Here is a 21,218-nt window from a genome sequence, read left to right as displayed (position 1 = left end):
GGGGGTGTGCCGTCCGCGGCCAAAGGGCCGACTGGCACGCTCGGACTCGGCGACGCGGCCCATTGGCTCGTTGTGACCTTTGCATAAAACTGCAGCGATGCGTATAGTCATGCCATCGACGAGGAGGATTTCGATGCCGGTACGTGCAGCGGTAGCAGGAGCGAGCGGATACGCCGGCGGGGAGCTGCTCCGTCTGCTGCTGGTTCATCCCGAGGTCGAAATCGGTGCCCTCACCGGCAACACCAACGCGGGACAGAAGCTCGGCGCCCTGCAGCCCCATCTGCGGCCGCTCGCCAACCGGGTGCTGCAGCCGACCACCGCCGAGGTCCTCGCCGGGCACGACGTCGTCTTTCTCGCCCTGCCGCACGGGCAGTCCGCCGCCGTCGCGCAGCAGCTCGGTGACGAGGTGCTCGTCGTCGACATGGGCGCCGACTTCCGGCTGACGGACGCCGCCGACTGGGAGAAGTTCTACGGGTCGCCGCACGCCGGGACCTGGCCCTACGGTCTGCCCGAACTGCCCGGTGCCCGAGCCGCGCTGGCGGGGTCCAAGCGGATCGCGGTGCCCGGCTGCTACCCGACGGCCGTCTCCCTCGCGCTCTTCCCGGCGTACGCGTCCCAGCTCGCCGAGCCCGAGGCGGTGATCGTCGCCGCGTCCGGTACCTCCGGGGCGGGCAAGGCGGCCAAGCCGCATCTGCTCGGTTCCGAGGTGATGGGCAACATGTCCCCGTACGGCGTCGGCGGTGTCCACCGGCACACCCCGGAAATGATCCAGAACCTCAGCGCCGCGGCCGGCGAGCCGGTGACGGTCTCCTTCACGCCGACGCTGGCGCCGATGCCCCGCGGCATCCTCGCCACGTGCAGCGCAAAGGCGAAGCCGGGTGTGAGTGCCGAGTCGGTTCGTACCGCGTACGAGAAGGCGTTCGCCGAGGAACCGTTCGTCGACCTGCTCCCCGAAGGGGAGTGGCCCGCCACAGCGTCCGTCTACGGTTCCAACGCCGTACAGATTCAGGTCGCCTACGACGAGGCGGCAGGCCGGATCATCGTCATCAGCGCCATCGACAACCTTGCCAAGGGCACCGCCGGCGGCGCCCTGCAGAGCATGAACATCGCCCTCGGACTTCCCGAGGACACTGGTCTTTCCACGATCGGAGTGGCACCGTGAGCGTCACGGCAGCACAGGGGTTCTCGGCGGCGGGTATCGCCGCGGGGATCAAGGAGAGCGGCAACCCGGATCTGGCCCTCGTGGTCAACAACGGGCCGCGCCGCGCCGCCGCGGGAGTCTTCACCTCCAACCGAGTGAAGGCCGCCCCCGTCCTCTGGTCGGAGCAGGTCCTCAAGGGCGGCGAAGTCACCGCCGTCGTTCTCAACTCCGGTGGCGCCAACGCCTGTACCGGCCCGCAGGGCTTCCAGGACACCCACGCCACCGCCGAGAAGGCCGCCGAGGTCCTCGTCGGCCACAGCGCCGGTGAGATCGCCGTCGCCTCGACCGGGCTGATCGGCACGCTGCTCCCGATGGACAAGCTGCTGCCCGGCATCGGGACCGCCGCCGCGGCGCTGAGCGAGCACGGCGGCGAGAAGGCCGCCATCGCGATCAAGACCACGGACACCGTCCACAAGACCGCCGTCGCGGGCGGCAAGGGCTGGACCGTCGGCGGGATGGCCAAGGGCGCGGGCATGCTCGCGCCGGGACTTGCCACCATGCTGGTCGTCCTGACCACCGACGCCGATGTGGACGCGGGCGGACTCGACACCGCGCTGCGCGCCGCCACCCGCACCACCTTCGACCGGGTCGACTCCGACGGCTGCATGTCGACCAACGACACCGTGCTGCTGCTGGCCTCCGGTGCGAGCGGCATCACACCGGAGCAGGGCGAGTTCGCTGAGGCCGTACGGACCGTCTGCGCCGACCTGGCCCGGCAGCTGATCGGTGACGCCGAAGGTGCCTCGAAGGACATCCGCATCGAGGTCATCAACGCCGCGACCGAGGACGACGCCGTCGAGGTGGGCCGCTCCATCGCGCGTAACAACCTCCTCAAGTGCGCCATCCACGGCGAGGACCCCAACTGGGGCCGGGTCCTCTCCGCGATCGGCACGACGAAGGCGGCCTTCGAGCCCGACCAGCTGAATGTCGCCATCAACGGCGTCTGGGTCTGCAAGAACGGCGGCGTCGGCGAGGACCGCGACCTCGTCGACATGCGCTACCGGGAGGTCGAGATCACCGCCGACCTGGCCACCGGAACCGAGTCCGCAGTCATCTGGGCCAACGACCTCACCGCGGACTACGTCCACGAGAACAGCGCGTACAGCTCATGAGTGCGGCGCGGAAACACACCGCACTCCCGAAGGCGGAGATCCTCATCGAGGCGCTGCCCTGGCTGACCAGGCACAACGGCAAGACCGTCGTCATCAAGTTCGGCGGCAACGCCATGATCGACGAGGAGCTGAAGGCGGCCTTCGCCCAGGACGTCGTCTTCCTGCGGCAGGCCGGCCTCAAGCCCGTTGTCGTGCACGGCGGTGGCCCGCAGATCAGTGCCCAGCTCGACAAGCAGGGCCTGGTCAGCGAGTTCAAGGCCGGGCTGCGCGTCACCACGCCCGAGGCGATGGACGTCGTACGGATGGTGCTGGCCGGACAGGTCCAGCGCGAGCTCGTCGGCCTGCTCAACCAGCACGGCCCGCTCGCCGTCGGCATGACCGGCGAGGACGCCCACACCATCACCGCCACCCGGCACCGCCCCACCATCGACGGTGAACTCGTCGACATCGGCCGGGTCGGGGAGATCACCGCGATCGACACCGGGGCCATCCAGGCGCTGCTCGACGACGGCCGGATCCCGGTCGTCTCCTCGATCGCGCGCTCCGCCGACGACAACCACGTCTACAACGTCAACGCCGACACCGCGGCCGCCGCACTCGCGGCCGCGCTCAACGCCGAGACGCTGATGGTCCTCACCGACGTCGAGGGCCTCTACGAGGACTGGCCCAACAGCGACGACGTGATCAGCAGGCTCACCGCGACCGAGCTGGAGAAGCTGCTCCCGGAGCTGTCCAGCGGCATGGTCCCGAAGATGCAGGGCTGCCTGCACGCCGTACGCAACGGCGTCGAGACCGCCCGTGTCATCGACGGCCGGGTCCAGCACTCGATCCTGCTGGAAATCTTCACCGACGAAGGCATCGGCACGATGGTCGTGCCCGACGCAGCCGACGCACAGGGGGAAGCATGACCAATGCCGAGCTTTCGCAGCGCTGGCAGGGCTCGCTCATGGACAACTACGGCACCCCGCAGCTCTCCCTGGTCCGCGGCGAAGGCGCCCGTGTGTGGGACGCCGACGGCACCGAGTACCTCGACTTCGTCGGCGGCATCGCGGTGAACGCGCTGGGCCACGCCCACCCCGCCGTCGTCGAGGCCGTCTCGACCCAGATCGCCTCTCTGGGCCATGTCTCCAACCTTTTCATCGCCGAACCGCCCGTCGCGCTCGCCGAACGGCTCCTCCAGCTCTTCGGCCGGACCGGCCGCGTCTGCTTCTCCAACTCGGGCGCCGAGGCCAACGAGGCCGCCTTCAAGATCGGCCGGCTCACCGGGCGGACCCATATGGTCGCCACCGACGGCGGCTTCCACGGCCGGACCATGGGCGCGCTCGCCCTCACCGGCCAGCCGAAGAAGCGGGAGCCCTTCCTTCCGCTGCCCGGTGACGTCACACATGTGCCGTACGGCGACGCCGACGCTCTCCGGGCTGCGGTGACCACCGACACCGCGCTGGTGATCATCGAGCCCATCCAGGGTGAGAACGGTGTGGTCGTCCCGCCCAAGGGCTATCTGGAGGCCGCCCGGGAGATCACCCGGGCCACCGGCACCCTGCTCGTCCTCGACGAGGTGCAGACCGGTGTCGGCCGGTGCGGCCAGTGGTTCGAGTACCAGGCCCACCAGGGCGTCGAGCCCGACATCGTCACCCTCGCCAAGGGGCTCGGCGGCGGGCTGCCGATCGGCGCCACCGTCGCCTTCGGCGCGACGGCCGACCTGCTGAAGCCCGGCCAGCACGGCACGACGTTCGGCGGCAACCCGATCGCCTGCGCCGCCGGTCTCGCGGTTCTGGACACGCTCGCCGCCGACGGCGCCCTGGACCGGGTGAAGCGGCTCGGCGAGAGGATCCGGGACGGTGTCGAAGCCCTGGGGCATCCATTGGTCTCCCACGTCCGTGGCTCCGGTCTGTTGCTGGGTATCGTGCTCACCGAGCCCCTTGCGCCGCAGGTGCAACAGGCGGCTCAGGGAGCCGGACTCCTGGTGAACGTGCCCGCCCCCGATGTCGTACGGCTCATGCCGCCGCTGATCATCGGTGACGCAGAGGTGGATGCGTTCCTGGCGGCACTGTCCGGCGCTCTCGACGCGGCACACGGGGACGGACGATCCGGAGAGAAGCGCTCCGGAGAATGAGGCGACGACGATGACCGAGGCGCAGGAATCCGAGTTCGGCGGGCCGTCCGTACCGCAGACCCGCACGGCACGCCACCGCCGGATCGTGGACATCCTGAACCGGCTGCCGGTGCGTTCGCAGAGCCAGCTGGCGAAGCTCCTGGCCGACGACGGACTGAGCGTCACCCAGGCGACGCTCTCCCGCGATCTGGATGAACTGGGCGCGGTGAAGATCCGCAACACCGGCGGCGAGCTGATCTACGCCGTGCCGAGCGAGGGCGGTTTCCGCACTCCGCAGGCACCGCTCGGCGAGTCCGCCAAGGAGGAGCGGATGCGGCGCCTCTCCTCCGAACTGCTCATTTCGGCGGAGGCCTCGGCCAACCTCGTTGTGCTGCGCACGCCCCCGGGCGCGGCCCAGTTCCTGGCCTCGGCCATCGACCAGGCGGAGCTGCACGACGTCCTCGGCACCATCGCGGGCGACGACACGCTGATGCTGATCAGCCGAGACCCGGCGGGCGGTCAGGGGCTCGCCGACCACCTGCTGCGGCTGGCGCAGAACGGTCGCTGAGCGGCCCGGAGAGACGGATCAGTAGCGGATGATCGCGGTCGTGCCCGAGTGGGTCCCGATCGCGATGTGCGGGCGACGGGCCGGGTCCGCCCAGGCCAGGATCCGGTCCATCGCGGGCGCCGGTACCGAGACACAGCCGGCGGTCGCACCGCTCCCGTTCACGTGCAGGAAAATCCCCGCACCCCGCCCGCGCACCGGCCGGTCGTAGTTGAACCCGATGACCAGTGCACGGGCGTACTGCTTCGGGTACGCGACCAGATGCTCGGACTCGCCTGCCCCGCAGTCCGCGGGCAGCGGCTCCACCCAGCGGTTGTAGGCACGCGCCGCGTTGTCCTGGCACCACCACGACCGGTCGCCGGCCCTGCGGTACGGATAGCGGGTCCCGGCCGGGACCGCTTCGACGCCGAAGGCGTACGGCAGGTCGTACAGACCGGTGGGGGTGGTGTTCGTGCCCTGGACCCGCTCGTCCCCCTCGGTCAGCCCCTTCGCCCCGAACCGGGCCGGCGCGGACCCGGCCCGTACCCACTTCCCCGATTGCAGGTTCCACCAGCTGACGGTGCCTGTGGTGGATCCCGTGCCGGGTGCCTCGGCCGTGATCAGCTGCGAGCCGCCGCCCGTGTCGGCCAACTGCTCCGGTAGCGGGGGTGTCTCGGCGGGGCGGGCCGCCGACGAACCCACAAGGGCGAGCAGAACCGACCCGGTCACCAGAGATGTGCGCATGGACCGGACGGTAGACCCGACGGCGACGGCCCACCGCCGAACGTACTCCGTACGGCCCAGCGGCTCAGTTCGCGGTGGGCATCACGGGCAGCGGGAGCGGCAGTCCCGGCAGCCCGTCGATGCTCGTCGCGATGTGATCCTTCTTGCCGAAGTACTCGCTGAGCGAGGTGTCGCGCGAAGCGCTGCGCGTGCAGCGGCCGGTCCTCCTCGTAGGACATGTCCGGCACCGCGAACCCGCAGGTGTCCCGGATCAGCTCGGCCGTCACCACGATGATCGCGCGCAGCCCGTGCGGGGCGGGGTCGACGGGAAAACGGCCGAGCAGCCCCGGGAACCGCGGATCGTCACGGAAGACCGGCTCACCGCGGCCGTGCACCCGCACGATGTTCGGCGGACCCTGGAAGGCACACCACATCAGAGTGATGCGACCGTTCTCCCGGAGATGGGCCACGGTCTCCGCATTCCTCCCGGCGAAGTCCAGATAGGCCACGGTCCGCTCGTCGAGGACCGCGAAGGAGCCGCCGACACCCTTGGGGGAGAGGTTGACCGTGCCGTCACCGCCCAGTGGGGCGGTCGCGGTGAAGAAGATGTGCTGCTCTTCGATGAAGGTCCTGAGCCGAGCGGACGCAGAGCCGGCGACCGGGCGCCCCACTCGAGTGCCGCCTCCCGGATCCGGCCGTCCGGATGGCACAGCGCGACGGCGAGTGACGGCTCGTCCGGAGGTGTCCTGGACCAATTCACCGAGGTCGGTGGGGCGTCCCAGTTCCAGCGCAGTCTCCGACGGTCGGCCCAGTCGCACGACGGGAGCAGACCAGGCGCCTCGTATGTCAGGATCCGTACCCCGAGATCGAGGGCCGTCCAGGCCTCTGCCGACGAGGTGTCCAGTGCCTGCCGGAGCGGTATGCCCCGGGTCAGCCGTTCAGCGGCCTCGTAGTCGCTGCTCATCACGTGCCCCCACCAGGTATGCGGAGGTCGATCGTGGAGGGCCGCACGGTGTCCGGGCCCGGCATTTACGGTCCGGGTTCGAACGTTCGGGTGAGCCGTTCATCAGTAGCTTTGACAAAACATACGGAGGACTGCATAGTTATACCCAACAGTGATTGCACCGTAAGGAGAAACCCGTGACCGAGCGCGTCGTACTCGCCTACTCGGGCGGCCTGGACACCTCCGTCGCCATCGGCTGGATCGCCGAGGAGACGGGCGCCGAGGTCATCGCCGTTGCCGTGGATGTCGGCCAGGGCGGCGAGGACCTGGACGTCATTCGCAAGCGCGCGCTCGCCTGTGGTGCCGTCGAGGCCGAGGTCGCGGACGCCAAGGACGAGTTCGCCGAGGAGTACTGTCTCCCGGCGATCAAGGCCAACGCCCTCTACATGGACCGCTACCCGCTGGTGTCGGCCCTCTCCCGGCCGACCATCGTCAAGCACCTCGTCGCCGCCGCCAACAAGCACAACGCAGGCATCGTCGCCCACGGCTGCACCGGCAAGGGCAACGACCAGGTCCGCTTCGAGGCCGGCATCTCCGCGCTCGGCCCCGACCTGAAGTGCATCGCCCCGGTCCGTGACTACGCGATGACCCGGGACAAGGCGATCGCCTTCTGCGAGGAGAAGAACCTCCCGATCGCGACCACCAAGAAGTCCCCGTACTCGATCGACCAGAACGTCTTCGGGCGGGCCGTCGAGACGGGCTTCCTGGAGGACATCTGGAACGCCCCGATCGAGGACATCTACGAGTACACCGAGAACCCGGCCACCCCGCGCGAGGCCGACGAGGTCGTCATCTCCTTCAAGGAGGGCGTCCCGGTCGCCATCGACGGCAAGCCCGTCTCTGTCCTCCAGGCGATCCAGCAGCTCAACGAGCGGGCCGGCGCCCAGGGCATCGGCCGGATCGACATGGTCGAGGACCGGCTCGTCGGCATCAAGTCCCGCGAGGTGTACGAGGCCCCCGGCGCGATCGCACTGATCACCGCCCACCAGGAGCTGGAGAACGTCACCGTCGAGCGCGAGCTGGCCCGCTACAAGCGGCAGGTCGAGCAGCGCTGGGGCGAGATGGTCTACGACGGCCTGTGGTTCTCCCCGCTCAAGCGCGCCCTGGACGGCTTCATCAACGAGGCCAACCAGCACGTCACCGGTGACATCCGGATGACGCTGCAGGCCGGCCGCGCCGTCGTCACCGGCCGGAAGTCCAGCGAGTCGCTGTACGACTTCAACCTCGCCACCTACGACTCGGGCGACACGTTCGACCAGTCCAAGGCGCAGGGTTTCATCGAGATCTTCGGCCTTTCGTCGAAGATCGCCGCCAAGCGTGACCTGGCCTGACGCCACCCCGTTTACGTCACCGCCTCCCCGTTCCTCCGCGGCGGGGAGGCGGTCGCACATCCACCCTCTTGTCTCTTGAGGAGCACGCAGTGAGCAATGGCAACGGCAACAGCGACGTACGCCTCTGGGGCGCCCGCTTCGCCGACGGCCCGGCCGAGGCGCTGGCGAAGCTGTCCGCCTCCGTCCACTTCGACTGGCGGCTCGCGCCGTACGACATCGCCGGCTCCCGCGCCCACGCTCGCGTCCTCAGCAAGGCGGGCCTGCTCACCGAGGACGAGCTGACCCGAATGATCGCCGGTCTCGACCAGCTCGAAGCCGATGTCGCCGACGGGTCGTTCACCGGCACCATCGCCGACGAGGACGTCCACACCGCGCTGGAGCGTGGACTGCTGGAGCGTCTCGGCCCGGACCTCGGCGGCAAGCTGCGCGCCGGCCGGTCCCGCAACGACCAGGTCGCCACGCTCTTCAGGATGTACCTGCGTGACCACGCCCGGGTCATCGGCGGTCTGATCGCCGAGCTCCAGGACGCGCTGGTCGGCCTCGCCGAGGCCCACCCGGACGTTGCCATGCCGGGCCGTACGCACCTCCAGCACGCCCAGCCCGTCCTCTTCGCCCACCATGTCCTGGCCCACGTGCAGTCCCTGTCCCGGGACGCCGAGCGGCTGCGGCAGTGGGACGAGCGGACGGCCGTGTCCCCGTACGGCTCCGGCGCGCTGGCCGGCTCCTCGCTCGGCCTCGACCCGGAGGCGGTCGCCGCGGATCTCGGCTTCGAGGGGGGTTCCGTCGCCAACTCCATCGACGGCACGGCCTCCCGCGACTTCGTCGCCGAGTTCGTGTTCATCACCGCGATGATCGGCGTCAACCTCTCCCGGATCGCGGAGGAGGTCATCATCTGGAACACGAAGGAGTTCTCCTTCGTCACCCTGCACGACGCCTTCTCCACCGGCTCCTCGATCATGCCGCAGAAGAAGAACCCGGACATCGCCGAGCTGGCCCGTGGCAAGTCCGGGCGCCTGATCGGCAATCTGACGGGCCTGATGGCCACGCTGAAGGCCCTCCCGCTCGCGTACAACCGCGACCTCCAGGAGGACAAGGAGCCGGTCTTCGACTCCTGCGACCAGCTCGAGGTCCTGCTGCCCGCCTTCACCGGCATGATGGCCACGCTCACCGTCAACCGCGAGCGGATGGAGGAGCTCGCCCCGGCCGGCTTCTCGCTCGCCACCGACATCGCCGAGTGGCTGGTCAAGCAGGGCGTCCCGTTCCGCGTAGCGCACGAGGTCGCGGGCGAGTGCGTCAAGGAGTGCGAGCAGCACGGCATCGAGCTCGACGAGCTCACCGACGAGCAGTTCGCGAAGATCTCCGAGCACCTCACCCCCGAGGTCCGCACGGTCCTCAATGTGACGGGGGCGCTCGCCGCCCGTGACGGACGCGGCGGTACGGCCCCGTCGGCCGTCGCCGTACAGCTCGCCGAGGTCAAGAACGACCTGGCGGCACAGCACGCGTGGGCCACCGCCCGTCAGTAGGTCACGGGAACGGCATCGCGGGCTACGTTGGTCGGGACGGAGTTACGGACCCGACCCACGAGGAGCCCGCGATGCCCTTCGCCCGCCTGGCCTCAGCGACGACCCCGACCGCCCATATCGGGCTCGGCCTGGCCGCGGTCGGCAGGCCCGCCTACATCAATCTCCACCGCGACCGGGACCTTCCCGGGACCCGCAGCGTCGAGGCGCTGCGCGAGCACACCCATGAGCTTCTCGACGCCGCCTATGCGCAGGGGGTCCGCTACTTCGACGTCGCCCGCTCCTACGGCCGCGCCGAGGAGTTCCTCGGCGACTGGCTGACCACCCGCCCGGATGTGCGCGACGTCGTCATCGGCAGCAAATGGGGCTACACCTACACCGCCGACTGGAGCGTCGATGCCGAGGCGAACGAGGTCAAGGACCACAGCCTCGCCACCTTCGAACGCCAGCGTGCCGAGACCGCGGCGCTGTTGGGCGACCGGCTCGACCTCTACCAGATCCACTCCGTGACAGCCGACAGTCCGGCCCTCACCGACAAGGAACTGCACGAGCGGCTCGCCGCCCTCGCCGCCGACGGGGTCACAGTCGGCCTGTCCACCAGCGGCCCCGGCCAGGCGGACGCCATCCGCGCCGCCCTCGCCGTCACGGTCGACGGCGAGCCCCTCTTCCGTACGGTCCAGGCCACCTACAACGCCCTGGAGACGTCGGCCGGACATGCGCTCGCCGAGGCGCACGACGCCGGGCTGACCGTGATCGTCAAGGAAGCGATGGCCAACGGCCGGCTCGCCGGAACGGACGCTCCGGCCGTCGTCCGGGAGATCGCTGCCGAGGCGGGCCTCGGCAGCGACGCGGTCGCGCTCGCGCTGATCCTGCACCAGCCGTGGGCCGGCGTCGTCCTCTCCGGCGCGGCGACAGTCACCCAGCTCGTCAGCAATCTCCACGCCCCCGTCCTCGACCTCGACGAGCAGCGGCGGGACCGGCTGGACGCGCTGGTGGAGGAGCCCGAGGCGTACTGGCGCCACCGCGCCGGGCTGCCCTGGAGCTGACCGGCGAAGCGCGCCCCGGTTCGTTGACCACCGGATTCCGTGTGACATCGGCGTGTCACATCGTTCTCGTTCGCTCCGTCAGTGCAGTGACGGAACACGACGGAGGAATGGGCGTGTGGACGAGAACGAGTTTCTGGCGGAACGTTTCGAGGAGAACCGGACCCGTCTGAAGGCCGTGGCCTACCGGATGCTCGGCTCGCAGACCGAGGCGGACGACGCCGTCCAAAGCCTGGATCCGGCTCAGCCGCTCCGACGACCGGCAGATCGAGAACCTGAGCGGCCGGCTGACCACGGTCGTCGGCCGGGTCTGCCTGGACATACTGCGCTCGCGCCGGTCCCGGTGCGAGGAACCCCTGGAGACGCAGCCGGCGAGTGCCGACGCCCCCGAGCCGGTCCTCGGCCCGCAGTCCGGAAGCGACCCCGAACTTCAGGCGCTGGTCGCCCCGCCCGGCCGACGTCAGGAGCTCGTGAGGATGACGAGTTGCTGGGTCGCCCGAGTCATCGCGACATAGCGGTCGACCGCTCCTTCGATGCCCTTGCCGAACCTCTCCGGGTCGATGAGGACGACCAGATCGAACTCGAGCCCCTTCGACAGCTCCGGAGTCAGCGACCGGACACGGGATGATGTCGTCCGGAACGCGGGATCGCCGATGACGCACGCGATCCCGTCGGCATGTGAGGCGATCCAGGTCTCGAGGCTCGAGCTCAGATCCGAAACGGATCCGTGTACGACGGGGACGCCGCTGCTGCGGATGGAGGCCGGCACGTTGGCGTCCGGGAGCACGGCCCGGATGACCGGCTCGGCTTCCGCCATGACTTCTTCCGGCGTCCGGTAGTTGATGTTCAGGGAGGCCAGGTTGATCCGGTCGAGCCCGATCCGCTCGAGCCGTTCCTGCCACGACTCCGTGAACCCGTGCCTGGCCTGGGCACGGTCCCCGACGATGGTGAAGCTCCGGGACGGGCACCGGACCAGCAGCATCTGCCACTCCGCGTCGGTCAGTTCCTGAGCCTCGTCCACCACGATGTGCGCGAACGGGCCGGCGAGCAGGTCCGGTTCGACGGTGGTCAGTTCGGACTCGTCGACCAGGCTGACCTGGGCGTCTTCGCCGCGCAGCATCGTCACCAGGCCTTCGCCCTCGTCACCGTCGGCGCCGGAGTTGGACACGGCCTCGATCAGGCTGTCGACGACCTGGGTCATGCGCTCGCGCTGGGCGGTGAGGATGGCCTTGTGCCGACGCTCGCGCCGCGCCGCCTCCGGGTCGCCGAGCCGCTGCCGTGCCGCGTCCAGGAGCGGCAGGTCGGACACCGTCCAGGCCTGGGCGTCCCCGCGCTGCAGCTTCTGAACGTCATCGGTGCTGAGCCAGGGGGCGCACATCCGCAGATAGGCGGGTACCGACCACAGGTCTCCGACGAGGTCAGCCGCTTCGAGCAGCGGCCACGCGCGGTCGAAGGTCGTGAGCAGTTCCCTGTTCTGCCGCAGCGACTTGCGGAGCAGGTCGGCCGAGACGTCGCCGTCGTGCTTGTCCACCAGGATCGTGAGCAGCTCCTCCCAGACCTGGTCGCGCGCCTCGTTGTGCGGAGTACCGGGTTCTGCCGCTTCGAACGCCACGGCCCAGTCGTCGGCGCTCAGCCAGATGTCGGACCAGTGGGTCGTGACCGTCATCCCCTTGGTGGGCGGCTCCTCGTAGAACCTGACGGTCGTCTCGATCGCCTTCACCAGGTTCGCGGACGACTTCAGGGTGGCCACGTCCGGGTCTGCCTCGACCGCTGCTGCGGCTCCCTCGGCGACGAGGTCCCGCAGGGTGCAGGTCTGCACGCCCTCCTCGCCGAGGCTGGGGAGGACGTCGGAGACGTAGGCCAGATAGGGGCGGTGCGGACCGACGAACAGCACACCGCCCCGACGGTGACCGAGGCGAGGGTCGGAGTAGAGGAGGTAGGCGGAGCGGTGCAGAGCGACGACGGTCTTCCCCGTACCCGGGCCGCCGTCGACGACGAGAGCGCCGCGGGATCCCGCACGGATGATGGCGTCCTGGTCGGCCTGGATGGTGCCGAGCACGTCTCGCATCCGTGCCGACCTGTTGCTGCCCAGGCTCGCGATGAAGGCGGACTGGTCGTCGAGCGCGGCGTGCCCGGCGAACCCGTCCGAGGTGAAGACCTCGTCCCAGTAGTCGCTGATCCGGCCGCGGGTCCAGCGATACCTGCGGCGGCTTGCCAGACCCATCGGGTTGGCGTGGGTGGCTCCGAAGAACGGCTCGGCCGCGGGGGAGCGCCAGTCGAGCAGCAGCCGGCGGCCCGCGCTGTCCGTAAGGCCGAGCCGTCCGACGTACACCGGCTCGGGGTTGTCCGCGCCGACCATGTGTCCGAGACACAGGTCCAGGCCGAAGCGACGCAGTGCGCGCAGGCGAGTGGTCAGCCGGTGGATCTCCGCGTCCCGGTCCATCGCCTGCCGGCCCACGCCGCCGGGCGCCCTGCGCTCGGCGGCGAGGCGATCGGACAGTTCGGTGATCGCCTGCTCAAGGCTCTCCGCGAGGGCCGCGAAGTGCTGCTCGTCACCGGCGATCAGCGTCGGGTCGGCCTTGGGGGAAAGGTGGTCGGGAAGGTCAAACACGCTGGTGGTCAGCGGGTTCACGTAATCGGCTCCGATCTGAGGTCGCTCGCGACCATGTGCGTACGGCAAGGCGTCTGGACCGGCCTGACGAATCCGGTGGACATGACGAGCAACGCTCCGCCCGGCGTGGCCCCGTGGCCGTTGTCGGTCGAGGGCGTCAGGGTCTGCAGGTTCTTGTGTTCCGGGTCCTGGCCCGGTGATCCCGCGTGGTTCACGCGGGCATCGGCGGCCTCTCTCGGCTGATCGCGTCGAGCAGCAGCTTCGCGGCCACCGTCGCCCCGTCGGTGCGGATCGCGCCGGCCACGGCCCTCGCTCGGGCGTGGGTCTCAGGTGTCAGGGCCGTCCTGAGCGCGGCGGACAGGGACTCGGTGGTCGGGGCAGGACCGTCGTGTGCCGCGCCGATGCCCAGGTCGGCCACCCGGCGGGCCCAGTACGGCTGGTCCGCCAGCTGGGGTACCACCACCTGAGGCGCGCCGGCCCGGGCGGCCGTCGTCGTCGTGCCCGCGCCGCCGTGGTGCACGACGGCGGCCACCCGGCCGAACAGTGCCTGATGGTTGACCTCGCCGACGACGAAGCAGTCGTCCTGGTCGTCGATCAGGCCCAGGTCGGCCCAGCCGCGGGAGGCGAGTACGCGACGGCCCTGCGCCCGGACGGCCTCGACGGCAACCTGCGCGATGTCCTTCGAGGCGCGCATGGGCATGCTGCCGAAGCCCACGTACACCGGTGGTTCGCCGGCCTCCAGGAACGCTTCCAGGTCGTCCGGGAGAGGGCGTTCGTCCGGCAGGATCCACGCGCCGGTCTGCACCACGTCGAGGTCCGGCGTCTCCTGCCACGGGTCCAGGGCCGGGTCCGTCGCCAGCCACGGCTGGTCGCCGATGACGTAGTCGCGGACGTTGCCCACCGGGGGCAGGCCGATCGACGCCCGGTTGACGTTGAGCGCCTCACCGAACAGCGCATTGATGTTCTGGACGTCCAGGTCCCACAGCACCCGGTTGTCGGTCACGTCCGGCGGGAACGGCCGGCCCGGATAGGCCAGCGGCGGGTGGTGCGGCGACGGCAGGGTGAGCTGCTGGAAGGTCACGGGCACGGATCGGATGCCCAGTTTCTCGGCCACCGACCGCGCGCCGGCCGCGGCCGGCATCGCGCCGGTCGCCACCAGCACATCACATCCCTCGGCCGCCGCGGTGACCGCGGCGAACTGACTGGCGATCAACTCGGCGGCGCGCCGGGGCAGATTCGCCGACGACGGCGGCGGCGACGCAGTCGTCAGCGCGCGCGCCGACTGGCCGACGGGCACCATCGGCACGCCGACTTCGGCCAGCCGCTGCGCGAAGTCCTCGTCCGGCGGCGCGCACACCCGCACCTCCGCGCCGAGTGCCCGCAACTGCACCGCGAGTCCCACCAGTGGTTCGACGTCCCCGCGCGACCCATACGTAGACAACAACACACGCACTTCGTGACTCTCCCGATTCCGTCGGTTCTGGCTTCGGCCGCCGATTCTGCGGCATGACCCGGGTCTTGCCGCAAGGCCCCCCATGCGCTATACGTTGAGAGTGGAAAGGAGTGGGTACTCCCCTTTCCCCCCTTCCTCGTCCGCTGTGGACGGACGACCTCCTCGAGAAGCGCCGCGCCTTGTACGGCACCGTCGGCCCAGGAGGATCTCTGCTGGGCCGACGGATGCAGCCGCGGAACGAGAAGTTCTTCACCTTCTTCGAGCCACTGCCGGCCGACGATCAGCCCGAGTCCGCCCACCCGTCCGGTGGATGCCTGCGGCCCGGGCCGTGAAGCAGTCGGCGCGCGGACGCGCGACGGTGCGCGAACCGGTGAATCGCGGACCCGCCCGGTCACGACGTGCCGGAGTCGGTCCTGCGGGAGCCTAGGGTCGCTCGCATGACGACCATCGACCTGGCACACCTCGGCCGACGCATCGAGCTGAGGCCCGCCGCGACCGTGATGCCTCGGCTGACCCGCATCTCGCCCTTTCCGGTGACGGGAAGCCGCCCCGGCGCCCGATAGGTGCTGGCAACCAGCGCTTCACACCGGAGAACCCGGACCAGGAATGAGACGATGATGTCTCATTTGGTTTATAGTTGTCTCATGACTGTCGACCGTGAGCAGGTGCTGCGCAGCGCCGCCGCTCTGCTGACCCGTAAATCGACCGCCACCATGGATGAGGTCGCCAAGGCTGCGGGTATCGGACGCGCCACCCTGCACCGGCACTTCGCCGGACGGGACGCCTTGGTCAGAGCGTTGGAGAACCTGGGGATCCAGGAGTTCGAAGCGGCCCTCGACGCCGCCGCGCTCGACGAAGGACCCGCGGAGCAGGCGCTGCGCCGGCTGATCGCGGCTGTCGAACCGAGCGCCGGACTGCTGTCCTTCCTCGTCACCGAGAACCAGCTCTTCGAGGGCGACGAGGTGAATGAGGGCTGGAACCGGCTGGACGCGCGGGTCTCCGCCTTCTTCCGGCGCGGCCAGGAGCGCGGTGAGTTCCGGATCGACCTGACCCCCGCCTGGCTGACCGAGGCCCTGTACGGGCTCGTCTCCACCGGCGCCTGGGCCGTCCAGGCAGGCCGGGTCGCCGGACAGGACTTCCAGTACATGATCGTCGAGTTGTTGCTCGGCGGAGCACGCCGGAGCGTGGAGCAATGACCAGCATCGAACAGCACGCGGAGTCCTCGGACGAGCTGCGCCGCCCCGGACGGTGGATCGCGCTGGCCGTGCTCGTCCTCGCGGTGCTGCTGGTGGCCATCGACGCCACGGTCCTGGGCCTTGCGACGCCGTTCCTCACCGAGGACCTCGAGCCGACCGGCACCCAGCTGCTCTGGATCGGCGACGTCTATTCGTTCGTCATCGCCGGGCTCCTGGTCTCCATGGGCAGCCTCGGTGACCGCATCGGCCGCAAGAAGCTGCTGCTGACCGGCGCCACCGCGTTCGGCGCGGTCTCCGTGCTCAACGCGTACGCGAACAGCCCCGAGATGATGATCCTTGCGCGGGCGCTGCTCGGCGTCGCGGGCGCCACCTTGATGCCGTCCACCCTCGCCCTGATCCGCAATCTCTTCAACGACCCGCGCGAGCGCTCACTGGCCATCGGCATCTGGGGTGCCATGGCCTCCGCGGGCGCGGCCGTCGGCCCGGTCGTCGGCGGGTTCCTGCTGGAGCACTTCTGGTGGGGGTCCGTCTTCCTGATCAACCTGCCGGTCATGGCCGTTCTCGTGGTCGTCGGCGTCCGGATGATCCCCGAGTCGAAGAACCCGGCGCCGGGCCCCTGGGACCTGATGAGTGTCGCGCTCTCCCTGGTCGGCATGATCGGTGTCGTGTACGCCATCAAGGAGATGGCCGCGCACGGGGCGAGCTGGGAGGTCGCCGTCGCCGGCATCGGCGGTGCGGCCGCGCTCTGGTGGTTCGTACGCAGGCAGCTCAAGCTGCCGGATCCGCTGCTGGACATGCGGCTGTTCCACCACCGGGGTTTCTCGGGCGCGGTCCTCGCCGATCTGCTGACCATCCTCGGCCTGTCCGGGCTGGTCTTCTTCCTCTCCCAGTTCCTGCAACTGGTCCAGGGGCGCGGCCCGCTGGAGGCCGGACTCGCCGAGTTGCCGGCCGCCGTCGGCGCGGTGACCTGCGGTCTGATCGCCGGTCGGACCGCCCGCCGGTTCACGGTCCGGTTCGTGGTGTCCGCCGGACTCGCGGCAGTCGGCGTCGCGCTCGCCGCCGTCACCTTCGTCCACAAGGAGACCGGCTATCCACTGATCGGCCTTCTGCTGCTGGTCGTCGGCATCGGCGCGGGCTTCGCCTTCACCGTGACCTCCGACGTGATCCTCTCCAGTGTCCCGAAGGAGCACGCGGGCTCCGCGTCCGCGGTCTCCGAGACGGCGTACGAACTCGGCGCCGCCCTCGGCATCGCCCTGCTCGGCTCCATCGTCACCGGCGTCTACCAGGACTTCGTCACCCCGCACGGCGTCCCGGCCGATGCCGCAGCGGCGGCCCACGAATCCCTGGGCGGCGCCGTCGAAATGGCCCACGGCCTCCCGGCGGAGCAGGCGCACGCACTGGTCTCGGCGGCACAGGACTCGTTCGTCGACGGGTTGCACATCGCCGCGGGCATCGGCGCGGTGGTCCTGATCGCGACGGCGGCCGCCGCCTGGTTCCTGCTGCGCGGCCAGGCGCTGGAGGCGGAGATCGAGCATCCGTAGAGCCGCGAGCTGTCGCTCCTTCGGCCGTACGAGTGGTTGTGAGATACGAAAGGGCCCGTACCGCCAAGCGGGGTACGGGCCCTTTCGGACTTTCTGCGGATCCGCCCGATCAGGCGGCCTTGGCCTTCGTCGCATACATGTCCACGTACTCCTGGCCGGAGAGCCGCATCACCTCGGCCATCACGGAGTCCGTCACCGCCCGCAGCACGTAGCGGTCGCGGTCCATGCCCTCGTAGCGGGAGAACTCCATCGGCTCACCGAACCGGACCGTCACCTTGCCGGGCCTGGGGAGTCCCGCACCACCTGGCTGCAGCTTGTCCGTGCCGATCATCGCGAACGGCACCACCGGCGCGCCCGTCATCAGCGTCAGCCGTGCGATGCCCGTACGGCCCCGGTAGAGCCGCCCGTCGGGGGAGCGGGTGCCCTCCGGGTAGATGGCGAACGCCTTGCCCTGCTCCAGCACCCGACGGCCCGTCATCAGCGCCGCGACACCGCCACGTCCGCCGTCCCGGTCCACCGGGATCATGCCGCAGCCGGTGAAGAACCAGGCCATCATGCGGCCCTTGAGCCCCTTGCCCGTCACGTACTCGTCCTTGCCGATGTAGAACACCGGCCGGTCGCAGCAGATCGGCATGATCATCGAGTCGATGAACGTCAGATGGTTGCCCGCGAGGATCACCGGACCGTCTCCGGGGATGTTCGCCACGCCTTCCACCTGGGGGCGGAACATCAGGCGCAAGAGCGGTCCGAGCACTGCCTTGATGAGTGCGTGTCGGGACAACGGTTCCTCCGGTGTAGTGGCCAGGGCCGGCCGAGGCGCGGGATCGTGACGGTATATGCAGGTGAGGACGATACTCGCGGGTACTCGCTGATCGCACATCGGGTTCATCGAGTGGATACGCAGTGTTGACCTGTGTTTCCGCCATGTTCGTCCACGGGCTGCCGCACGGATGGCGCAGTTCCCTACGATCGGGCCTCGCTCGACGGTGCCACACATCACATGCGAGGGAGTACTCATGACAGAGCGTGCGCAGGCGAACCCCGGTCGGCGGACCGTCCTGGGAGCGGGAGCGGCCGTCCTGGGCGCGGCCGCCCTCGGACTGCCGGGCACGGCGAACGCCGCCGAGAACACGGCCGGGTCCGTCGACGGACGGTCCGGCGGCCACGGCCACCGGCTGGACCTGCCGGTGCCGACCGTCATCGGGCACCGCGGCACCAGCGGCTACCGCCCCGAGCACACCCTCGGCTCGTACCAGCTGGCACTCGACATGGGTGCGCACATCATCGAGCAGGACCTGGTGCCCACCAAGGACGGCCACCTTGTCTGCCGTCACGAGAACGACATAACCGCCACCACCGATGTCTCCGCCCACCCCGAGTTCGCGAGCCGCAGGACGACGAAGACCGTCGACGGCGTCCCGCTCACCGGCTGGTTCACCGAGGACTTCACCCTCGCCGAGCTCAAGACGCTCCGCGCCAAGGAGCGCATCCCCGGCAACCGTCAGAAGAACACGCTCTACGACGGCCGCTGGGAGGTCCCCACCTTCGAAGAGGTGCTCCAGTGGGCCGACCGTGAGGGCCGCAGGCGCGGGAAGCAGGTCTGGCTGTACGTCGAGACGAAGCACCCCACCTACTTCCGCGGCCTCGGCCTGGGCCTGGAGGAGCCGCTTGCCAAGCTGCTGCGCCGCTACGACCGCCACCGCAAGCAGTCGCCGCTCATCCTCCAGTCCTTCGAGCCCACCAGCATCCAGCGGCTGTCGAAGCTCGTCGCGACCCCGCGTGTCGTCCTGCTCACCGGCGCGGGATCGAAGCCCTGGGACTTCGTGGCGACCGGTGACCCGCGCACCGTCGACGATCTCGTGAAGCCCTCGGGGCTGACGTGGCTGGCGTCCTTCGCGCAGGGCATCGGCCCCACCCTGGACCTGATCATCCCCAAGGACGCGTCGGGCCGGCTCGCCACGCCGACCACCCTGGTGAAGGACGCGCACGCGCAGGGCCTGATCCTGCACCCGTACACCATGCGCAACGAGAACACCTTCCTGCCCGCCGACTTCCGGCGCGGTACGGACCCCAACGCGTACGGCGACGCATTCGGCGCGTTCCAGACGTACTTCGCGACAGGTATTGACGGCATCTTCTCTGACAACCCGGACACGGCTCTGCTCGCCGCGGCCGACTTCACCGGGAACTGACACCGCCGCCCACGTCAGCACCCGGCCGGGTATGCCCCGGTCGGGTGATGCGTCCCGCGGACGGCAACCGGCCGTCCGCCGGTCCACGTCGGGTGGGGTATGACGCTTCTCGCAGACGCCGCCCAGGCTCCCGCGGCCGTGGTCCACGCCCTGTACCCCCTCGTCAGCGCCGAGGCGACGGCCGAGGCGAGCGATGCGGCGGCGGGCGCGGCCGTCGAACCCGCCGATCTCGAACAGGCTGTCTGGCTGCGGCTGCTGGAGCTGCTCGCGGATCAGTGTCCGCCGACGGACCCGGCGCGCTGGGTCCGCGCCACCGTACGGGCGGAGGTGCGCCGCGCCCGCCGTACCGCCCGGCGCGAACGTCCGTACGCCGACGAGACCACCGCGGACCCTGCCCGCTGCCCCGAGCGGTTGGCGGTCGGCGCCGACGAACGCAGGGCGCTGCACGCCGCGGTGGGCCGGCTCCCCGGGCGGTGCGCCGGGCTGCTCGCCGCGATGCTCGCCCCGGGCGACCCCACATACCGGGAGATCGCAGGGAAGTTGGGTATGTCACAAGGCAGTTTGGGTCCGATCCGTTCCCGATGCCTTGGATGTCTGCGCAGAATGCTCGCGGTGGAGGTTGTCGTCCCTGAACTGCGGGGATAGGAGCTGTTAGGCAACCGGCGGATCAGGTGAGCGGGAGGCATGCACACATGGGCATGAGTGTGATCATCTCGGCGGCGACGACAGAGGACGCCGAACAGATCTTGAAGCTCCAGTACCTCTGCTTTCAGAGCGAGGCGGAGCTGTACGGGAACTACCGGATCGACCCGCTTGTGCAGACCCTCGAATCGGTCCGTGACGAACTGGCTGCGAACCTGGTGTTCGTGGCGCGACTCGGGGACGAAGTCGTCGGCGCGGTACGCGGATCCATCGATCCGGACGGCATCGGGCAGATAGCCAAGCTCTGCGTCCACCCCCGGCTCCAGGGGCACGGGCTCGGCGCCCGGCTGCTGCGGGCCGCCGAGTCCGCGCTCGCGGACGAGCAGTCGGCCACCCGCTTCCGGCTGCAGACCGGGCACCGCAGCGAGACCAATCTGCGGCTCTACCGGCGGGCGGGTTACGCACCCGTGGGCAACACCACCGGTCAGGACGGTATCCGGCTCATCCTGCTGGAGAAGGACGCCGCCGCGCGGGCCTACGTCGCCAGCGCCTGAGCGGCAACGAAGCGGACGTCACGCGTTCTTGGCGCGACGCAGCCAGATCATCCCGGTGACCGGCAGGATCACCGGGATGAACAGGTAGTCCCGGCCCAGATACGACCAGACGGTGGCGTCCGCGAAGGCCGACGGCTCGACCAGGGTCCACGTACCGACGAGAAGGACGCCCGCGAGCTCGGCGGCGCAGCACACCAGCGCCGTCCTGCGCGCCTTCTCGCCCCCGCGGACCAGTGAGTACGTGATGAAGCCGTACACCAGGGCGGCGACGGCCGACAGCACGTAGGCGAGCGGCGCCCTGCCGAAGTCCAGGATCATCTGGACGATCGAGCGGGAGGCGGCGGCGACGGTGAACACCCCGTAGAACCAGACGAGTACGCGGCCAGGGCCGGTCCCCAGCTCGAACCGGGCCTTCTGCCCGGATGCGGAACCGGGTGTGGTGTCGGTCTCGGTCACG

The 21,218-nt window shown here is 69.9% G+C and carries 20 protein-coding genes and 2 pseudogenes; 16 read left to right on the top strand and 6 right to left on the bottom strand.

The genetic code is table 11. The features are described 5' to 3' along the window. Nucleotides 1–133 precede the first annotated feature (133 nt). From argC to ACIA8E_RS20590, 5 genes are read left to right on the top strand one after another with little or no spacing between them, the layout of a single operon-like run. Nucleotides 134–1,162 (top strand): N-acetyl-gamma-glutamyl-phosphate reductase, encoded by a 1,029-nt coding sequence (argC, locus tag ACIA8E_RS20610; protein WP_399300086.1) that lies wholly within the window; start codon nucleotides 134–136, stop codon nucleotides 1,160–1,162. Further along, the gene (argJ, locus tag ACIA8E_RS20605; protein WP_399300083.1) at nucleotides 1,159–2,313 is read left to right on the top strand and encodes a bifunctional glutamate N-acetyltransferase/amino-acid acetyltransferase ArgJ; all 1,155 of its coding nucleotides are present in this window, start codon (nucleotides 1,159–1,161) and stop codon (nucleotides 2,311–2,313) included. Before argC ends, argJ begins: the two co-directional genes overlap by 4 nt. Next, on the top strand, nucleotides 2,310–3,221 hold the full coding sequence (argB, locus tag ACIA8E_RS20600) for an acetylglutamate kinase (protein WP_355760241.1): 912 nt from the start codon (nucleotides 2,310–2,312) through the stop codon (nucleotides 3,219–3,221). The genes argJ and argB overlap by 4 nt, the downstream gene beginning before the upstream one ends. Continuing rightward, nucleotides 3,218–4,429, top strand: a complete 1,212-nt coding sequence (locus ACIA8E_RS20595) for an acetylornithine transaminase (protein WP_399300078.1) — start codon at nucleotides 3,218–3,220, stop codon at nucleotides 4,427–4,429. Before argB ends, ACIA8E_RS20595 begins: the two co-directional genes overlap by 4 nt. Nucleotides 4,430–4,439: 10 nt before the next feature. Next, on the top strand, nucleotides 4,440–4,976 hold the full coding sequence (locus tag ACIA8E_RS20590; RefSeq protein ID WP_030918639.1) for an arginine repressor: 537 nt from the start codon (nucleotides 4,440–4,442) through the stop codon (nucleotides 4,974–4,976). Between the two features lie 18 nt (nucleotides 4,977–4,994). Here ACIA8E_RS20590 and ACIA8E_RS20585 read toward each other — a convergent pair whose 3' ends face one another. Both ACIA8E_RS20585 and ACIA8E_RS20580 read right to left on the bottom strand, forming a co-directional pair. Then, nucleotides 4,995–5,696 (bottom strand): L,D-transpeptidase, encoded by a 702-nt coding sequence (locus tag ACIA8E_RS20585; protein WP_399300075.1) that lies wholly within the window; start codon nucleotides 5,694–5,696, stop codon nucleotides 4,995–4,997. A 64-nt stretch (nucleotides 5,697–5,760) separates the two neighbouring features. Beyond that, nucleotides 5,761–6,346 (bottom strand): annotated as a pseudogene (locus tag ACIA8E_RS20580) (pyridoxamine 5'-phosphate oxidase family protein). Nucleotides 6,347–6,815: 469 nt separating this feature from the next. Here ACIA8E_RS20580 and ACIA8E_RS20575 point away from each other — a divergent pair. The 4 genes and pseudogenes from ACIA8E_RS20575 to ACIA8E_RS20560 all read left to right on the top strand — a co-directional run. After that, nucleotides 6,816–8,009, top strand: a complete 1,194-nt coding sequence (locus ACIA8E_RS20575) for an argininosuccinate synthase (protein WP_399300072.1) — start codon at nucleotides 6,816–6,818, stop codon at nucleotides 8,007–8,009. 89 nt (nucleotides 8,010–8,098) lie between these two features. Next, nucleotides 8,099–9,532, top strand: a complete 1,434-nt coding sequence (argH, locus tag ACIA8E_RS20570; RefSeq protein WP_399300070.1) for an argininosuccinate lyase — start codon at nucleotides 8,099–8,101, stop codon at nucleotides 9,530–9,532. Nucleotides 9,533–9,603: 71 nt separating this feature from the next. Beyond that, nucleotides 9,604–10,575 carry an aldo/keto reductase gene (locus tag ACIA8E_RS20565; protein WP_399300067.1) on the top strand — a complete coding sequence of 324 codons (972 nt, stop codon included), beginning with the start codon at nucleotides 9,604–9,606 and terminating at the stop codon, nucleotides 10,573–10,575. Nucleotides 10,576–10,690: 115 nt separating this feature from the next. Then, nucleotides 10,691–11,018 (top strand): annotated as a pseudogene (locus ACIA8E_RS20560) (sigma factor); the annotation flags it as partial. A 14-nt stretch (nucleotides 11,019–11,032) separates the two neighbouring features. Here the strand turns inward: ACIA8E_RS20560 and helR are convergent. Further along, nucleotides 11,033–13,204, bottom strand: coding sequence for an RNA polymerase recycling motor ATPase HelR (helR, locus tag ACIA8E_RS20555; RefSeq protein ID WP_399300064.1), 2,172 nt, complete (start codon nucleotides 13,202–13,204; stop codon nucleotides 11,033–11,035). Nucleotides 13,205–13,394: 190 nt separating this feature from the next. Then, nucleotides 13,395–14,636, bottom strand: coding sequence for a glycosyltransferase (locus ACIA8E_RS20550; RefSeq protein ID WP_399300061.1), 1,242 nt, complete (start codon nucleotides 14,634–14,636; stop codon nucleotides 13,395–13,397). 110 nt (nucleotides 14,637–14,746) lie between these two features. On the opposite strand from ACIA8E_RS20550, the gene ACIA8E_RS20545 reads away from it, so the two are divergent. The 4 genes from ACIA8E_RS20545 (at nucleotide 14,747) to ACIA8E_RS20530 (ending at nucleotide 17,373) form a co-directional block, all read left to right on the top strand. Next, nucleotides 14,747–14,968 (top strand): hypothetical protein, encoded by a 222-nt coding sequence (locus tag ACIA8E_RS20545; protein ID WP_399300058.1) that lies wholly within the window; start codon nucleotides 14,747–14,749, stop codon nucleotides 14,966–14,968. A 105-nt stretch (nucleotides 14,969–15,073) separates the two neighbouring features. Beyond that, the gene (locus ACIA8E_RS20540) at nucleotides 15,074–15,199 is read left to right on the top strand and encodes a hypothetical protein (protein WP_399300055.1); all 126 of its coding nucleotides are present in this window, start codon (nucleotides 15,074–15,076) and stop codon (nucleotides 15,197–15,199) included. 81 nt (nucleotides 15,200–15,280) lie between these two features. Further along, nucleotides 15,281–15,832 carry a TetR/AcrR family transcriptional regulator gene (locus tag ACIA8E_RS20535; RefSeq protein ID WP_399300052.1) on the top strand — a complete coding sequence of 184 codons (552 nt, stop codon included), beginning with the start codon at nucleotides 15,281–15,283 and terminating at the stop codon, nucleotides 15,830–15,832. After that, complete coding sequence (locus tag ACIA8E_RS20530; RefSeq protein WP_399300050.1) at nucleotides 15,829–17,373, top strand: MFS transporter; 1,545 nt, start codon at nucleotides 15,829–15,831, stop codon at nucleotides 17,371–17,373. Before ACIA8E_RS20535 ends, ACIA8E_RS20530 begins: the two co-directional genes overlap by 4 nt. A gap of 109 nt (nucleotides 17,374–17,482) precedes the next feature. On the opposite strand, the gene ACIA8E_RS20525 is transcribed toward ACIA8E_RS20530, so the two are convergent. Next, the gene (locus ACIA8E_RS20525; protein WP_399300047.1) at nucleotides 17,483–18,154 is read right to left on the bottom strand and encodes a lysophospholipid acyltransferase family protein; all 672 of its coding nucleotides are present in this window, start codon (nucleotides 18,152–18,154) and stop codon (nucleotides 17,483–17,485) included. A 235-nt stretch (nucleotides 18,155–18,389) separates the two neighbouring features. Between ACIA8E_RS20525 and ACIA8E_RS20520 the strand changes: the two genes are divergently transcribed. The 3 genes from ACIA8E_RS20520 to ACIA8E_RS20510 all read left to right on the top strand — a co-directional run bounded on the left by ACIA8E_RS20520 (nucleotide 18,390) and on the right by ACIA8E_RS20510 (nucleotide 20,761). After that, on the top strand, nucleotides 18,390–19,565 hold the full coding sequence (locus tag ACIA8E_RS20520) for a glycerophosphodiester phosphodiesterase (protein ID WP_399300044.1): 1,176 nt from the start codon (nucleotides 18,390–18,392) through the stop codon (nucleotides 19,563–19,565). Between the two features lie 99 nt (nucleotides 19,566–19,664). Continuing rightward, the gene (locus ACIA8E_RS20515; protein ID WP_399300041.1) at nucleotides 19,665–20,210 is read left to right on the top strand and encodes a sigma-70 family RNA polymerase sigma factor; all 546 of its coding nucleotides are present in this window, start codon (nucleotides 19,665–19,667) and stop codon (nucleotides 20,208–20,210) included. A gap of 47 nt (nucleotides 20,211–20,257) precedes the next feature. After that, complete coding sequence (locus ACIA8E_RS20510; RefSeq protein WP_399300039.1) at nucleotides 20,258–20,761, top strand: GNAT family N-acetyltransferase; 504 nt, start codon at nucleotides 20,258–20,260, stop codon at nucleotides 20,759–20,761. An 18-nt stretch (nucleotides 20,762–20,779) separates the two neighbouring features. Here the strand turns inward: ACIA8E_RS20510 and ACIA8E_RS20505 are convergent, their stop codons facing one another. Then, nucleotides 20,780–21,217 carry a hypothetical protein gene (locus ACIA8E_RS20505; protein WP_399300036.1) on the bottom strand — a complete coding sequence of 146 codons (438 nt, stop codon included), beginning with the start codon at nucleotides 21,215–21,217 and terminating at the stop codon, nucleotides 20,780–20,782. Between the last annotated feature and the right edge of the window lies 1 nt (nucleotide 21,218).

The sequence above is a fragment of the Streptomyces sp. NPDC051664 genome, assembly GCF_044453545.1.
Taxonomy (GTDB): Bacteria; Actinomycetota; Actinomycetes; order Streptomycetales; family Streptomycetaceae; genus Streptomyces.
This window is presented reverse-complemented; position numbering and strand designations above follow the sequence as displayed.